The organism is Nostoc sp., assembly GCF_036917635.1.
Lineage (GTDB): Bacteria > Cyanobacteriota > Cyanobacteriia > Cyanobacteriales > Nostocaceae > Nostoc.
Genome location: NZ_JBALCW010000021.1, coordinates 1 through 15,635, shown reverse-complemented (window position 1 = coordinate 15,635; position 15,635 = coordinate 1). Strand labels below are relative to the sequence as shown.

The following is a 15,635-nucleotide window of genomic DNA, read 5'->3' as shown; positions in this document are numbered from 1 at the left end:
GAATTCTAGGTTGGGTTGCCCTTTGCTTAACCCAACCTACGAAAATATAACTATTACTAATAGCTTATGATTATATTGATGTTTCGCAAAAATACTAAAACTAAAATAGTAATTAAATTTCATGAGATTGAGCTACAGGTATCCTAATTACAAATTCTGCACCTTTTCCTGGAACAGAAAAACAGCTAATTTGTCCCTGATGTTTTTCAACTATAGTTTGATAGCTTATAAATAGCCCTAGTCCAGTACCTTTGCCCACAGCTTTAGTGGTGAAAAATGGATCAAATAGTTTTGAGTGAACTTCTTCATTTATCCCCAAACCATTATCAGCAATACTAACCATTATCCAACTTTCATCGATTATCTCAGTTTTAATTTTAATTTGGGGATTATTCGTAGTTTGTGGATTTTCTGACCACTGACCATTGACCGCCGACGCCTCCAGCGCATCGATCGCATTAACAATAATATTCATAAATACTTGGTTAAGTTGACCAGGGTAGCAAGTTACATTGGGTAGCTGACTATATTTTTTGATGACTTTGATTTCTGGGTACTCATGCCTAGCTTGCAGCCGATGCTCCAAAATCATTAAAGTATTATCAATGCCTTCATGGATATTAACTTGCTTAAGTTCTGCTTCATCCAGTCTGGAAAAGTTACGTAGAGATTTAACAATTTCCTGAATGCGCTGTGTTCCTACTTTCATTGACTGGAAGAGTTGAGTTATGTCTTGAATGAGAAAATTTAAGTCTATTTCTTCTACATACTCTTGGATTTCTGGAGGAGTATTTGGACAAAAATGTTGATAAGCTTGCACCAATTTTAGTAAATCCTGAGTGTATTCATGGGCGTGGTGAAGGTTTCCATGAATAAAACTGACGGGATTATTAATTTCATGGGCAATACCAGCAACCATTTGTCCTAAACTAGACATTTTCTCCGCTTGGATAAGCTGAATTTGGGTAAGTTGTAGTTCGTTTAGTGTTTCTTGCAAAGCAGTTGTACGTTCCTCAACCCGAATTTCTAGCTCTTGATTCACTTTCTTTAGTTCTTCCTCCGCCTGTTTCCGTCTCTGAACTTCTTTTGCTAACTCATCAATTTTTTGGTTTAAAATAATGAAGTTACCGGTGGCTAAAGTTCTATTTTCTAAGCGTAAGAGAATTAAAGCTGAAGATTCAGGCGACCAAGGTTGAATAACTGCTCCTTGACTACGACATATTAACGTTTGTCCATCATTCTGTCGTAAAGTTAAGGAGCCAATAACCATTGCCCTGCTACTTGAACAAGCTTGCAGGTACTTTACAACATCATTAGCAGACTCAGTTACAAATTCAAAGAGCGTTCTTCCCCGCAGTTGCTGACGGCGCAACCCCAGCATATCTGCTACTGGTTGATTGGTAGCCAACAACTGACCATCACTAGTGACTAAGAGTAAAGGTTCTGGTAAAACTCTAGCAAATTCAATAAATTGTTCAGGAGTCATGGGGCTTCTAATTTCAGGGTTCGACTATACTTTACATATCTGCACTCAAGCTTGTATCTTGGGGTTGGTTTGCTAATAAAGGGTTTACACAGATTCTAGTCCCCTAAAGTATTCTCGACCTTCTGCATCTTCTGCCTCTTCTGTAAGTTTTAAGTAAACAATAACTCTACATCCAGAAGCACCCTGTGCTATGGTTTCTTGCAATTCTACTTTCGCATATCCCAGATTATTAGCTGCGATCGTTCCAAAAACGTTTGAAGTCATCATACACATGGCAGGGCGATTAACCACTTTTTCGGCAAATGGGCAGACGCGGTTGCCAAAAATAATTTTTTCATCATCCTCCTCAATGACATAAAAATCGCCTTGGATTCGTCTTTTTAAATCAATCAAGACATCAGCTACCTGCTGACGCGAAAGATTTGAGACTTCTAGGGCAGATTTGTAATCTTGGTTTAGCTGCCTAGCCATCCTTTCACCAACTACACTAATAAATCCAGAAGCTTCTTCTAAGCCAACTACATCCTGCAAAGTACCAGATAATTCTCTGATTAATGTACGTAAAAATATATCGCGTTCTAAAGAAAGACTAAGCGTAGCCATTGAGTGGTCAAGTCGATTGCTCATAAATTTTGAGGACACAATTTTGGAACTACAGTTCTAGAGTTCCCCAAAATACATCTAAAATAACTGCTTAATCTTTTTATTCAGACAATTTGATGCTTGCTTTTGTTTATAATAAATGGGAATGGTCAAAATACAGCAGTTTTCTTTTGCATGAACAGAACTTACGCAAACAATAGCCGCAACCCTTATTTTCTTCTTAGGGCAATTCATGACAAATTATGAATTTAAAATTATTCGCTCACTATAGACTGCTAGCAGATTGAACATTTATTTTCCTAATATTAACTTGAATAATTAGTATATTTTTTAATTTAATAAATTGGAATGGTGATTATAAACTCAGAACCTTCCCCTAACACAGAATTTACGTTAAAAGTTCCTTTATGTTTTTGGACAATTATTTGATAGGCGATTGATAATCCTAATCCTGTCCCTTTTCCCACAGGCTTAGTTGTGAATAAATGGTCAAACATTTTTTGCTGAACATCAGATGATATACCCACGCCATTATCTTGAATCCGAATCATTGCGTGATTTGTATCTTCGATTAAAGCAGTATGAATTGTAATTTGATTGGGATTTGCCTTGATTTTATCAAAACTCAGTCCAGAGTTAGACTCTTCTAAAGCATCAATAGCATTTGCCAATAAATTCATAAATACCTGATTTAGTTGTCCTGGAAAACATTTGACTAGAGGCAATTCTCCATAATTTTTAACTACTTGAATATTTGGATGAGTCTTATTAGCTTTCAAACGGTGCTTGAGAATGATGAGAGTGCTTTCAATACCTTCATGAAGGTTAAAAATAACTTTTTGTTCTGTATCTGCTCTAGAGAAAATTCGCAAGCTATCGCTAATGCTACAAATACGATCTGTACCTTCTTTCATCGATGAAATTAGTTTAGGCAAATCCTCGCGCATATATTCAAGGTCAATCACTTCGATTGTTTTTTGAATTTCCTGAGATGCCTTGGGATAGGTCTGCTGATAAAGGTTTATTAGATGTAACAAATTCTCAATATACTCTTGAGCCGGAGTCAGATTACCTGCTATAAAGCTAACTGGGTTGTTAATTTCATGAGCTACATCTGCAACAAGACTTCCCAAACTAGACATCTTATTCTGCATTATCTGAAGATTAAGAAGCATCATTTCTAGATCATGGCTTCTTTCTTCTAAGTTATTTTGATATTCCTTTAACTCCTCAATTACTGTCCTCAGTAAAGATTCTTTTTTTTTATTTATATCTTCAAGTTTGATCCGGTCTGATTCAGAACGATCCAATTGCTTTTGGATAATCCTATTGGCTTTTTTTAGTTCCTTAATTTCTTGTTGATAATCCACAATTTCCATCAGCTTTTACCGATTTCCCAAAATTAAAGTTACAAAAGTTTCATTGTGAAATTGCGTCTGGCTAGATTGCTCTATAGGAGCAATCTCTCCGTAAGAATAAAATCCACAGGCAGGTAAATAGCCAGTCAGACAAAGTTTAGTATTCTGGTATTCTTCTTGTGCTCTCGTCCCAAGTATTTGCCGACGAGCTACACATGAAAAAAATAAAACAGCACTTGGTTCTGTACCTGAATAATTATCTAAGGCATTCATGAATGATGCTTTAGAAGCTGCTAAAATATCTTCATAAGCTGCTTCTGAAATTTGAATAACTGCTTGATCGGGAATATCTCCAAAAAAGGTTATGCTACCAGATTCCTGATTGTAACCAATAGGTGCTCTTATATAAAAATTTTCTCCATTCTGATCAAAGACTGCTAGCGGATATTCCATTGAAGGAGGAAGCAAACCTAGATAATAATGATAAAAATCTAAAGCTGGCTTACCATCTATTTCATAGAGAATATTTTTATCTACTTTAGTCACTTTGCTTCTTTGACCAATGGGATGCCAACCACTTGCAACAGCGTGAGAAAACAATATTGCGCCGGAAAAAAGCAGAATTGGTACAGAATCGCTTAATACTTCTGTTTGAAAAAATTGATATGTATTTTGATATCTTGACTGATCGCCTGCCAAACCACCGAATATTGGCACATCTTGCCCAAGAGCTAGTTTTAAGCCATTCAATATAGACACACCACTAGTTGTGAGGCTCTCTGGGTGAGTTAAACATAGCTTTGGGGCTGCGGTACTTTTTGCTTTGGCTTGCTCGATAGCTTGTTTAGTTGCAGTAATTGGATCGTCTGAAACTTTACGTCCAACTCCTGCATAAATTTCAACTTCGTCTGAGGAAAATAACATTAAGGTGATTGAATCTTGCTGAAATTCTAAGACTGAAGAAATTTCTCCATCTGTTGTTCCACCAATCAACTCAATCCCCGGAAAAGCCTGATAAATTTGCTGTAAAATCAGAGAATGTTCAAAGTCAATTGCAGCAAAAATAATACCAGCTTTGGGTATATCTCCTGCGAGAAAACTGATACATTGCTGAATAACTTCTTCAACTGCCGATAGAGAATCTGGATCGTTACTGTGACCAACTACTGCCTTAAACATAAATTTATCTATATGGATGGAGAATTCTTTTTGCAATGATTTTCAAACGGGAAGCTTAATGATGAACTAACTCTGAACCTTGTCCTGATGATGAATTTACTTCCAGAGTTCCTCCATGTTTATCGACAACAATTTGACGAGCAATTGATAACCCTAATCCTCTGCCTTGACCGACAGGCTTGGTGGTGAATAAATGGTCAAAGATTTTGTGCTGAACATCAGGTGACATTCCCAGTCCATTATCTTTAATCCGAATTAAAATATCTTTCTTGTTTTCAGTGATGCTAGTCTGAATCAAAATTTGATTGGGATTGGCTTCAATTAACTCCTTCTTAGTTATTCACTATTGGCTCTGCGATCGCAGCTAAGTTACCTTTGTTTTATTGCGGACTGACTGACAAATTTTTAGCCTAACAATCCTATAGTTCCCAAAAACTCTGAGAACAGCAACATTTTCAGACTAAATTCCTGTATGCGACCACGGGGGCGATCGCTATAATACTTCAGTTCGTTATGCAACGCTTTACCTAGCTAAACATACTTAGAGCTTTTGAAACATCAAATCGGATTGCTATAGATATCAGACTGTTACATCAGGCATCTCTGGCAGATTAATTAAGCCCTCAATGATTCTTCCGTTGAGATTTGATGTTAATTCTGCCATTGCTAACTGAATATCAGACTGGCTTGGATGTTCAGGAAACTCCACTCCCAAAAGTTTGAAAAAGGTTAGGGTCAAGTTTTGAGGCAGATTTTGTCAGCAGACCAAATAAGAAAAAAGCCTGCCGTTCTCCTTGCATTAAGAGCAAACTACGGCAGGTTTAGTGGGTATTGGGCTGTTTTGCTAGACTGTCAACTTCTTCTTTTGCGAAGATGCTATGTTTCGACTCCGATCAAATTCGCGTTCGGGGAAAACAAAATTCAAAATTTATAGAGGTGCAGATAATAGCTAGTTATTTTTCCTGCTTTTGAATTTTGTTTTCAACGATGATTTGTCAACATAAGTATTTTTGAACTAACTATTTTTACCCGCTTTTAATCGGACACCCGTTACTATAAACGGGGTATTTTTGGCTGCGATAATAATAATGAGTACAAATGCTACTTGACTTTTTGTTTAATAAAGGTCACAACCTGAGTTAGCTGTTTCTTCAAGCCATCGATTTCAGCTTGCATCTTGACAATTTTCTCATTCAATGCGTTAATTTCTGCGTTGGAGACTTCCCCGGCACTAGGAGTTGCGTTGCTTGCCGCCGTAGGCATCGCAGTATTTGCAGCACTAGGGGTTGCGTTGCTTGCCGCCGTAGGTATCGCAGTATTTGCGACGCTAGGGGCTGCTACCGTAGCAGTGGCTACACTAGAAGTTGCAACCGTGCCATTTTTGACAGCAACTGCTCCTACTGACACTAGTTCTGGGCGTGGCTGTTTCGCCTTGGTCATAGCTAACTTAATTGCGTTAATTAGTTGCTTCTGATCAAAAGGCTTACCCAGAAATTCAAAGTATTCAAAGGGTTCTGTGATTTTCTCAGTCACCTCTTCTTTGCGACCAGACATGATCACCAAAGGAATTTTCCTTAATTCCGGATCGGCTTGAACTTTCTGGAAAACCTCCCAGCCACTCATTTTAGGCAACAGGAAATCCAGCATAATCAGGCTGAGTTTTTCCTGAAGAATGAAATTTAGTCCTTCTAAACCGTCTTTTGCTTCCAGTACCTCAAAATTGCCCGGAGGCAACATTTCTCGTACTTTTACCCTGACAACTGTAGTGTCATCGATAACTAAAATTTTGTTGCTTGCCACGACTGTTTGCTCTAACAGAAACTTTAAGTGTAAATAGCGGCTTTGCCGATTGTCATTGAGAATTCCCCCACTATATACAAAATTTTTAGCAATTGGGGGATAGTATATTTCGGTATAAATGACATTGCAAGAGGTGTTTTGCAAAACGTTTGCTTATGCTCATTTCAATTTGTGTCATGGTTATATTTAAGGCTTTAGCTTTGTTCTAGGGCATAAGGGACATGTTCAGGGGTGCTGAGTGCTGTTAGCGATAGCGGGGCGTTGAGCCAGTGCGATTATTACTTTTTTACTCTAAGCCGAGTTACTAGCCACTCAGCAGTGTTTCGGTGATACCGAGACATGGTGACTTCATTAAGAGACTGACAAATAAAAAAATGTTCCAAAACTGACGCAAAAACTCTCTCTATTTCTTCTCTCTGCGTTCTCTGTGCGGCAGTCGCTCATGGGGGAAACCCCCAAGACCGCGCTGCCTTGTCTGGAGTGGTTCGTTTATTGGAATAATTTATTTCTTGTCAGTCCCTAAGAGCATCCCCGCGTCTATTGTTATCTATCATTTGTTAATTAGCAGACCATTACTCTATAACCGTATCTTGCTTGGATGTCTATGATTTCGTCACAACAAGCCGAACTAAAGTCTGAAATTACGGCAATGCCTAGCTGGTTACGTCGTCCTATTGCCAAAGCCAGTGAAATCTCTACCGTACAACGCATTATTAAGCAGCGCCAAATTCACACGATTTGCGAAGAAGGGCGCTGTCCCAACCGGGGAGAGTGCTATGCCCAAAAAACTGCAACTTTTTTACTAATGGGTTCTGTATGTACACGTTCTTGTGCTTTTTGTCAAGTAGATAAAGGTCATGCACCAATGCCTCTTGATTTAGAGGAACCCGAAAAAGTAGCCCAGGCGGTGCAGCTTTTGGGATTGCGTTATGTGGTGCTGACTTCTGTAGCCCGTGATGACTTGCCCGATCAGGGCGCAGGGCATTTTGTAGAGACGATCGCGACTATCCGCCAATTAAACCCAGAGACTCAAATTGAAGTGCTGACCCCTGATTTTTGGGGTGGGGTTGGGGTTGGGGAATCAGGTCAACGCCAGCGAATAGCCATGATTGTAAAAGCTAAACCGGCTTGTTTCAATCACAATATCGAGACAGTGAAACGGTTAACAGGGCCCGTGCGCCGGGGAGCGAAGTACGATCGCTCCCTCTCGGTACTAGCTATGGTTAAAGAAATCGATCCGACAATTTCCACCAAATCAGGTTTAATGCTGGGACACGGAGAAACACTTGATGAAGTCGTTGAAGCAATGGCTGATCTAAGGGCTGTGGGGTGCGATCGCTTGACTATCGGGCAGTATATGCGTCCAACTCTTGAACATCTGCCAGTCCAAAAATATTGGACTCCAGAGGAATTCGATCAACTTGGCAGATTAGCATGGGAAATGGGATTCAACCATGTTCGTTCTGGGCCTCTGGTTCGCAGTTCGTATCATGCTGGAGAGGAGGGAGTCGGGAGTCGGGAGTGAGGGGGATGAGGGAGCAGGGGGAGCAGGGGGGGCAGGGGGAGCAGGGGGGGCAGGGGGAGCAGGGGAAGAAATAACTAATGCCCCATACCCAGTCCCCAGTCCCCAGTCCCCAGTCCCCATTCCCCAATCCCCATTCCCCAATTCTTAACTTCACACAAATATTCTTGAAGAATTTGAGTATTTGGTACACCAGTTTGGTATTTCTTAAAAAGTCCTGACATTAGGAGAATCGCATTATGACTGCTAAAACGACGAAGAATTCCCCAGTTGCCGACAGTGGAGCTAAACCTCCCTACGCCTTTCGCACAGGCTGGGCATTGTTCTTGTTAGCTATCAACTTCCTGGTAGCAGCGTACTATTTCCACATTATTCAATAGTTAGAAGTGGAGTGGTGCTGCTCAAATCGTTCCTTTGAATAAACCTTTGGGACGAATGAGCAGCACCAAAATCATGATTAACAGTGCTACACCCTGTTTATACTGTGAACCCAGCCAAGGGGTACTGATTTCTTGGACTATGCCAATGATAAAAGCTGCTGCGATCGCACCGTAAGGATTGCCAATCCCACCAAGAATTACTGAGGCAAATAAAGGTAAAATTAAAAACCATCCCATATTCGGACGCACGGCTGTAATCAACCCATACATACTGCCGCCCAATGATGTAAGAGTGCCAGCAATTACCCAAGTCCATAAAATAACTCGGTCAACATTGATACCTGAAACCCTGGCTAAGTCCAGATCGTCAGCAACTGCTCGCATCGCTTTACCAATTTTGGTATTTTGCAGTAGGTAATGCAGTGCCAAAATTGCTAACACCGCCAAACCCAATACTAGTAATTGATTTTGCGGCACCTTTAAACCCGCGATGTCTAAAGCTGGCGTCACAGGTAAATTATAATTTTGGTTCTTGCCACCCCAGATAAAAATAATGCCGTTGCGAAGAAATAAGGCAAGTCCGATAGAAATAATAATCAGCGTAGTGGAAGTAGCACGGATAGAGCGCATCTTTGACCACAGTAACTTTTCCGATAACAGCATTGCTGCTACTGTTCCTATCGCCCCCAGAATCATCGACAGCCAAATATTGACTCCAATAGTGTTTATCAGCCAGGTCAGGTAGGCTCCTAGAGTGAGAAAATCACCATGAGCAAAGTTAGATAGCCGTAAAATTCCGTAGGTAAGAGTAAGTCCAACTGCCGCTAGAGCAATAATGCTCCCCACCGCAATCCCATTAACGATTAATTGGGCGAATTGTGTATCCATAAGCCTTAAGTTGCTTTAAAAAATTTACGTCAGTGGCTTGTATAATAATTTTTTTAAAATAGCTGCTAAATTGAACATCATAAGTTATGGTTTATAACAACATAAGTTATGGTTTATAAATAAAAAAGAATTGTCAGTTAATATACATAGAATCCTTTTTGGATTCTTATGCGAAGTTAAACTAGTTCATCTGTCTAGTTGACCATGCAGCAGTACTCAAGCTTACCAGACCAGAACTCACAGATAGATGCAAGGCCAAAACCTTTGACAACAATTGAGCAACTTCGGGCCGAGTTGTGGCTGGAGACCAGCTTGAACCAGTTGCAAGGTCGTCTTAATGATTGCCTGCTTTCTGCTTGTAACACTGTCCCACAGGCAGGAGCCGCAGAAGCAGAAATTCTCCAAACTGTGGTCAACGAGATTAGCAGTGCTGTGAACAGCAGTAATTTGGCCCTTACAGATTGTGCCGTAGGCATCGCTTTGTTTGAACCACAAGAAACTGTTGCCACAGTTTGCTATGTTTCTTGTTTTTTATCTCCAAACTCACAACCTTTATTTATAGAATTGCTGACAGCAGAAAAAAAGCTGCTGTTGAGATTGCAAGAGGTTATACAACTTGAAGATTTGCAGCAGCTTGAAAATCAACAACCACCGAGCGCTTGGCGGTTAGCTGATGATTCTGGCAACGTCATGGGCTGGCTAATTATCGCCGCAGCGTCTTTAAACTCTGCTGGTGATTCGCTTATAGAATCACTTGCTCAACTCAGATCACAATTGATGGGAAGGTGTGCAAAGCATTGTATTACAGCCGTAGTACAACTTAGACACATTCTATCTTGGCAGCAACGGTATCAACAGTTCAGTAACTCTAATCAAGAATTGGAGCGCACCAATCAGCTGAAAAATCAGTTTTTGGCAAACACCAGCCACGAAATTCGTACACCGCTTAGTTCTATTATTGGGTTTACCCATCTGCTTTTAGCACCAGGATACCAACCAACTAAAGAACGCCAGCAAGAGTATTTACATATCATTCAGTCTAGTGGCAAGCACTTGTTAGCTCTGATTAATGATATTTTGGATCTCTCTAAAATTGAAGCAAATCAGCTAGAGGTGCAATGGGAAACAATTGATGTGCCAATGCTATGTAGCAATGTTTTCGCACTGGTGAAAGAGAAAGCCGCTAATAAGGGTTTAAAAATCCGTCTAAAACTTGAACCCGATATCACAACCCTAGTAGCTGACCCCTTGCGACTCAAGCAAATGCTATTGAATTTACTCTTCAATGCCGTAAAATTCACGACTCAAGGAAGTGTTGGCTTAGAGGTTGTTCCCAAAGGTCTATTTGTGCATTTTACAGTTTGGGATACTGGCACTGGCATTTCCCAAGAAGACCAGGCTCAACTGTTTGAACCATATTTCCAAATTGCCAAGGCTGTCGCTGGTGGTGAAGGTACTGGTTTGGGTTTAGCAGTGACTCAAAAACTCGCCCAAATTCACGGTGGTTCTGTGAAAGTGGAATCTGAAGTAAATTACGGTTCCCGTTTTACCCTTGTACTTCCCTTTAAGCAAGAGGCGGGAGTGGGGGGAGATGAGGGAGCTGGCGTTGCAGGGGAAGCTGGCGTTGCAGGGGAAGCAAAATACCCCTCATCTCCTTTGCCTTTCACCCCTAGTTCTTCTGTAAATATTTTGTTGGTAGAAAATGATTTATCCAACGCTAATTTGATGCAAATTTATCTACGTAAATTGGGATATCAGGTAACTTGGGTTAAAAATGCTGCCGAGATGTGGGAAGCTTTAACACAGTTAGACCCAGTAGTGATTTTGATGGATGTTCATCTGGCAGATGGAAATGGTCTTAAGTTGGTACAGCAGCTGCGAGAAAATCGGCAATATCGGGCGATTCCGGTAATTGCCCAAACAGCAATGGCAATGAAAGGCGATCGCGAAATTTGTCTAGCAGCTGGAGTAGATGACTATATTTCTAAACCAATTGATTTACCACTTTTAGCCAGTCTGCTAGCTAAATACAGCAAACCGCCAACAACAGGAGAATTAGGGGAGTAGGGAAGCAGAGGGAAATGGCTACAATGGAATTTGTTGGGTGCTATAGGGTTTGGGCAGGATTGGGAAATGATGCTGACAGAAAAATTTGAGCAATTAAAAGCCTTATTTCAAGAAATGGAGCAGGCGTTGATTGCCTACTCTGGGGGCGTTGATAGTACTTTGGTTGCCAAAATTGCTTATGATGCGTTGGGCGATCGCGCTTTGGCTGTAACAGCTGTTTCTCCTTCGCTGTTACCAGAAGAGTTGGAAGATGCGAAAATTCAAGCCGCAACTATTGGGATTCATCATAAAATCGTCCAGACTCACGAGATGGAAAATCCCAATTACACCTCTAACCCGGTTAATCGGTGTTATTTTTGCAAAAGTGAGTTGCACGACACTCTCAAACCTTTAGCTTTACAGTTGGGTTATCCCTACGTAGTGGATGGGGTAAATGCCGATGATTTGCATGATTATCGCCCAGGAATTCAGGCGGCGAAAGAAAGAGGGGCGCGATCGCCTTTAGCAGAAATTGGTGTCTCCAAAGTTGAAGTTCGCCAACTTTCGCAACAACTCGGTTTACCTTGGTGGGATAAACCCGCTCAACCTTGCCTTAGTTCGCGGTTTCCTTACGGTGAAGAGATTACTGTCGCTAAGTTACAACGAGTTGGTAGAGCAGAAATTTTCTTAAGAAACCTGGGTTGGGAGAATTTGCGGGTGCGATCGCAAGGGGATACAGCACGCATTGAATTACCACCAGAACAAATTAAAGAGTTTGTCTTAACTACGGATTTACAGAAAGTAGTTTCTGCATTTCAGGATTTTGGATTTCTTTACGTAACCCTGGATTTAGAAGGTTATCGTAGCGGTAAGTTAAATCAGGTTTTGAATCGGGAAGCCTTGAGCGTTAAATTATAAGATTTTGGTTGTATGAAGATATAATTTATACTTCTTTACTTTCTACGGAAACTAGAAAGCAACCGTTAATTCTCCAGGTATTATCTGGCTGTTTTTGCATAAAATATAAAGCCCTCAAGGGAACTCCATCAGGAGCTAGTAGTAGCACTGGCTGAGTTATGTTTCCCTGGATGGTTGTTATCTTTTCAAAAAAGACAGAACGAGGACGGTATACTGCTGGGTAGCTTATCTTTACCATCTGGATAAAATATTCTGGGGTGACAAATTGCCCCTGAATTGCTGGACTAGCTCCGTCAAAAGCGCCTTGGGCATCATCCTTTTGAAAGGCTGCCAATTGGTGTTCAATTAGAGAACGGATGGTGATGGCATCGTTATCAGTAACTTTCATAAATCTAAAAATTGCGACACCGAATAGCCCGTCGTAGACATCGCTCACTTTCCCCGTTGAGTTAGCTTGTATTCGATCTGCTGTAGTGCCGATCGCCACACATCATAACCTTCTTGAGACAGGTGCAACCCATCTGTGGTCAACTCTGGGCGCAAATTGCCTTCCATATCGGTAAACCAACTATAAATATTTAGATAATTAGCGCCTTCTTGTTTGGCAATCTGGGTTAGTTGTATGTTGATGTGACGAATGCGGCTATTGGAAAGTTTTGCTAGGCGAGTAGGCAAAATTGATTCGACAATGATTTGAGCTTGTGGATGAGTCTGCCGTAAGCGACGGATTATCCGGCGATAATTACGCAAAATTGTGTCATCACTAGCGCCTTTGCGTAAGTCGTTAATCCCAGCCATGACATAAATCATATCCGGCCGCGTTGCCGAAAATGCCCCCAATCTTTTTAAAACACCACTGGAAGTATCTCCAGATATACCTTGATTGAGCCACAATTTCCCAGTAGGCAGTTTTTCTCTAGGAAACCACATGCTCAAAGAATCACCAACTAAGATACTTAGATGATTTGCACCTTGACCTTGAGCGATCGCTCTTGCTTCTAAAGCTAATAAACTTTTCCAGTCATCATAAGTTAATTGACGTTTCTTGATCGACTCCCACAATGATTGCAAATTATCACTATCTACGCGTGTATAAATCTGACCTGTTTTCAGAGCCGCCAATCTTTGGTAGTAAAGTTGATTCCCAGATGTCAATGAGAGACCAGTTGCTTGGGGGCTGGTGTTGAGTGATGACTCTGTTGGGGCTGGTAATCCTTGACTACTGACTTCTGGTAAGCTCTTAATGTTTTTCTCACCTGCTGTTAGCTGCAAACTTTTTAGGGGTTGGAACGCTTGGCCGCTGAGTTCTGGTAAGGAGATATCAACGCTATTGATAATTTTTGTACTGACTATTGCCGGAGAACGCTGTTTTAAATCCCACAGGGATCTAGAATTTTCTGGCAGGACAATCGGCAAATGTGGAAGAGCCAATGCTGGTATTGCTAATACTGTTAACAAGCCTGCTGCCAACAGATAAGGGTCCCTCATCGCTTTGTCTCTCCTCTACTCACTGCTTTTCCCTATGACAGCATTAGTTGCCTGTATTCAGGAAAATTTTACTTTGGTTAAGTTATTATTCTTATTTAAACTGTATAGTTCTGTAAAGCCTGTTAACAAGATTATATTTGACAATTCACGATCTCTTTAAATTACGGCTTTCCCGGTGGTATACAAATTTTATTTTTGAGGATATTTATACTGAAAGCTCTATTTTCACAAGCCGACTATTTATAACTCAGTTACCACAAATCTTGCAAGTGTGTAAGAACTCGGCAATTAGTAGGTGATTTTTGAGTATCTCAGGAGAGAGGTTTTAGTTTTTGCCGTTGCTAATATAATAAATAACCATTTGATTTCAGGTTTAAAAATTTCAGTTACTTGTGGCGATCGCATGAGACTTTACGAGAACATCGAAAAGGTTTGGGATAACTACTGTAGAGTTATTTATAGGACTGTTAGACACTATACCTGTTATTCTGGGATAATAAAAGTTAAATTTATTTTCATCCAAAAGTAGGCTCTTACCTTTGATGTCATAATTGAGTGAGGTTTTGATATAAATTGTCCATTTGTGGGACAATGACCTGCACTTAGAAGGTTATTCTCTACATACCTAATTTAAAATTAATCTTTACTTATTGAAGTATGAGTTGAAACACATTTAAATTAAGTTTTAACTATAGAAAATAACTTCATGGGAGGTGCTAAGATTTAGTCTTAATCATTAGTGTTTTCCTTTTATTCCGTGGCTAGAGCTAGTACAGCGATTGGTGTGAGTCCCATTATTAAAGAGATTGTGCAAAAACAGGCACATTCGACACGTTTGACCCTGAAAGAAGTTATTCTCATGGGGATGTTAGCAATTGATAAACTAGACGATCGAGGTCGTCAAGAGTTAGCGGATCAAGTTCATCAAATGCAGGTGAATGGAGAAATTTAAGTAGTTAGGAATTAGGAATTAGGAGTTATATATTTTATATTATAACTCCTGGCTCTTTACTTAATAATCATATTAAGTAAAGCGATAACAACTTCCCATTACATAATCCTCATTAATTTCAAAAGACATCCATCGGCGTTGCAAAGTCTGTGCTACAAACCCGCTTGTGTTAGAACCTGGAAATGGATATAAAACTATATGACCTTTTTGGAGAGACATTAGATAGGTTCTCCGTCGTCAAGTGAGTATATGTCTGGTTCATTTTCAAGAAAGTTAAAGGCTCCTCCAGTCTGGGCAAGTAGCATTAAATCACGAGTTGAAGGCTCTGATAAATCGAAAAATAGTTTTTCTTCCAAAAGCGATCGCTCCTCATAAGAGAGAGATAATATTACTTAAACTAGAGATTTAATCAGGGACTTTCAAATAAAAAAACATCCAATAATTTCTTGTGGGGTGGGCGTCTCGCCCGCCTTAGCTATAGTAGCGGGCAAGATGCCCACCCCACAAAACCATAAAGATTATCCGGTAAATATGTAATGTCGAGTCAGGGGTAGCCAGTATTTAGATCAGCATAATATCAAAAATTTGGTACATTAGCATAATACTCACAATGCTACAAAAAATTTTTACTCCCAGAAAAAATTCTATTCAATTAAGAAATCGGTGCGATTGTATGACAAATAACTTAAACAATCACAAGTCTAAATATTTCTTAATACCTTATGTAGGTGGAGCAATTATAGGAGTGGTTATAATACAGTCTGCCTTTACTACTCTGAAATCTTTTACTTCTCCATCAAAGTATATTGAGCAAAGTTCTACCTATAAGGCTTCAGGAAATTATAAAGCAGCTTTAGAGGCTCTTAATACAGCTATTAAGCTAGATTCTAAAAACCCCCAGTTATACATTGACCGTGCTGAACCCGGATTTCTCACAACTAAGAAAAAAACACTTGGATTAGTCAGATTTAAGATGATTTAATTAATACATCATCAAAATATCTTTAGAGCGTGG

General features: G+C 40.1%; 18 protein-coding genes. 6 read left to right on the top strand and 12 right to left on the bottom strand.

Going from position 1 to position 15,635, the window contains the following annotated elements; all coding sequences use genetic code 11:
* Positions 1–112: 112 nt before the first annotated feature.
* The 7 genes from V7K32_RS06055 to V7K32_RS06025 form a co-directional block, all read right to left on the bottom strand.
* Positions 113–1,486 carry an ATP-binding protein gene (locus V7K32_RS06055; RefSeq protein ID WP_334991239.1) on the bottom strand — a complete coding sequence of 458 codons (1,374 nt, stop codon included), beginning with the start codon at positions 1,484–1,486 and terminating at the stop codon, positions 113–115.
* Between the two features lie 84 nt (positions 1,487–1,570).
* Positions 1,571–2,113: a methanogen output domain 1-containing protein gene (locus V7K32_RS06050; protein WP_334991237.1), complete on the bottom strand. Its 543-nt coding sequence runs from the start codon at positions 2,111–2,113 to the stop codon at positions 1,571–1,573.
* Between the two features lie 311 nt (positions 2,114–2,424).
* Positions 2,425–3,468 carry a sensor histidine kinase gene (locus tag V7K32_RS06045; protein ID WP_334991235.1) on the bottom strand — a complete coding sequence of 348 codons (1,044 nt, stop codon included), beginning with the start codon at positions 3,466–3,468 and terminating at the stop codon, positions 2,425–2,427.
* 6 nt (positions 3,469–3,474) lie between these two features.
* Positions 3,475–4,626 carry an FIST signal transduction protein gene (locus V7K32_RS06040; RefSeq protein WP_334991233.1) on the bottom strand — a complete coding sequence of 384 codons (1,152 nt, stop codon included), beginning with the start codon at positions 4,624–4,626 and terminating at the stop codon, positions 3,475–3,477.
* Between the two features lie 55 nt (positions 4,627–4,681).
* The gene (locus tag V7K32_RS06035; protein ID WP_334991231.1) at positions 4,682–4,924 is read right to left on the bottom strand and encodes an ATP-binding protein; all 243 of its coding nucleotides are present in this window, start codon (positions 4,922–4,924) and stop codon (positions 4,682–4,684) included.
* Between the two features lie 282 nt (positions 4,925–5,206).
* Positions 5,207–5,335 (bottom strand): hypothetical protein, encoded by a 129-nt coding sequence (locus tag V7K32_RS06030; RefSeq protein WP_334991229.1) that lies wholly within the window; start codon positions 5,333–5,335, stop codon positions 5,207–5,209.
* Between the two features lie 392 nt (positions 5,336–5,727).
* Entirely contained in the window at positions 5,728–6,426 is a 699-nt protein-coding gene (locus V7K32_RS06025) for a response regulator (protein WP_334991476.1), read from the bottom strand.
* A gap of 604 nt (positions 6,427–7,030) precedes the next feature.
* On the opposite strand from V7K32_RS06025, the gene lipA reads away from it, so the two are divergent.
* Positions 7,031–7,951: a lipoyl synthase gene (lipA, locus tag V7K32_RS06020; RefSeq protein ID WP_334991227.1), complete on the top strand. Its 921-nt coding sequence runs from the start codon at positions 7,031–7,033 to the stop codon at positions 7,949–7,951.
* A gap of 74 nt (positions 7,952–8,025) precedes the next feature.
* On the opposite strand, the gene V7K32_RS06015 is transcribed toward lipA, so the two are convergent.
* The gene (locus V7K32_RS06015) at positions 8,026–8,172 is read right to left on the bottom strand and encodes a hypothetical protein (RefSeq protein ID WP_334991225.1); all 147 of its coding nucleotides are present in this window, start codon (positions 8,170–8,172) and stop codon (positions 8,026–8,028) included.
* A gap of 15 nt (positions 8,173–8,187) precedes the next feature.
* On the opposite strand from V7K32_RS06015, the gene V7K32_RS06010 reads away from it, so the two are divergent.
* Positions 8,188–8,328, top strand: a complete 141-nt coding sequence (locus V7K32_RS06010) for a photosystem I protein PsaX (protein WP_334991223.1) — start codon at positions 8,188–8,190, stop codon at positions 8,326–8,328.
* Positions 8,329–8,349: 21 nt separating this feature from the next.
* Here V7K32_RS06010 and V7K32_RS06005 read toward each other — a convergent pair whose 3' ends face one another.
* Positions 8,350–9,216: a branched-chain amino acid ABC transporter permease gene (locus tag V7K32_RS06005; protein WP_334991221.1), complete on the bottom strand. Its 867-nt coding sequence runs from the start codon at positions 9,214–9,216 to the stop codon at positions 8,350–8,352.
* Between the two features lie 204 nt (positions 9,217–9,420).
* Between V7K32_RS06005 and hrmK the strand changes: the two genes are divergently transcribed.
* Together hrmK and larE are read left to right on the top strand one after the other, a co-directional pair.
* Entirely contained in the window at positions 9,421–11,283 is a 1,863-nt protein-coding gene (hrmK, locus tag V7K32_RS06000) for a hybrid histidine kinase/response regulator HrmK (protein ID WP_334991219.1), read from the top strand.
* A 66-nt stretch (positions 11,284–11,349) separates the two neighbouring features.
* A complete protein-coding gene (larE, locus tag V7K32_RS05995; protein WP_334991216.1) occupies positions 11,350–12,180 on the top strand; it encodes an ATP-dependent sacrificial sulfur transferase LarE in 831 nt (276 codons plus the stop codon).
* Positions 12,181–12,205: 25 nt separating this feature from the next.
* Here the strand turns inward: larE and V7K32_RS05990 are convergent, their stop codons facing one another.
* Together V7K32_RS05990 and V7K32_RS05985 are read right to left on the bottom strand one after the other, a co-directional pair.
* Positions 12,206–12,568 carry a DUF4864 domain-containing protein gene (locus tag V7K32_RS05990; RefSeq protein ID WP_334991474.1) on the bottom strand — a complete coding sequence of 121 codons (363 nt, stop codon included), beginning with the start codon at positions 12,566–12,568 and terminating at the stop codon, positions 12,206–12,208.
* A gap of 44 nt (positions 12,569–12,612) precedes the next feature.
* Positions 12,613–13,668 carry an SGNH/GDSL hydrolase family protein gene (locus tag V7K32_RS05985; RefSeq protein WP_334991214.1) on the bottom strand — a complete coding sequence of 352 codons (1,056 nt, stop codon included), beginning with the start codon at positions 13,666–13,668 and terminating at the stop codon, positions 12,613–12,615.
* A 739-nt stretch (positions 13,669–14,407) separates the two neighbouring features.
* Between V7K32_RS05985 and V7K32_RS05980 the strand changes: the two genes are divergently transcribed.
* Positions 14,408–14,620, top strand: a complete 213-nt coding sequence (locus V7K32_RS05980; protein ID WP_094349429.1) for a hypothetical protein — start codon at positions 14,408–14,410, stop codon at positions 14,618–14,620.
* A 72-nt stretch (positions 14,621–14,692) separates the two neighbouring features.
* On the opposite strand, the gene V7K32_RS05975 is transcribed toward V7K32_RS05980, so the two are convergent.
* Entirely contained in the window at positions 14,693–14,839 is a 147-nt protein-coding gene (locus V7K32_RS05975) for a DNA methyltransferase (RefSeq protein ID WP_442938698.1), read from the bottom strand.
* Between the two features lie 454 nt (positions 14,840–15,293).
* Between V7K32_RS05975 and V7K32_RS05970 the strand changes: the two genes are divergently transcribed.
* The gene (locus tag V7K32_RS05970; protein WP_334991212.1) at positions 15,294–15,602 is read left to right on the top strand and encodes a tetratricopeptide repeat protein; all 309 of its coding nucleotides are present in this window, start codon (positions 15,294–15,296) and stop codon (positions 15,600–15,602) included.
* The last annotated feature ends 33 nt before the right edge of the window (positions 15,603–15,635 follow it).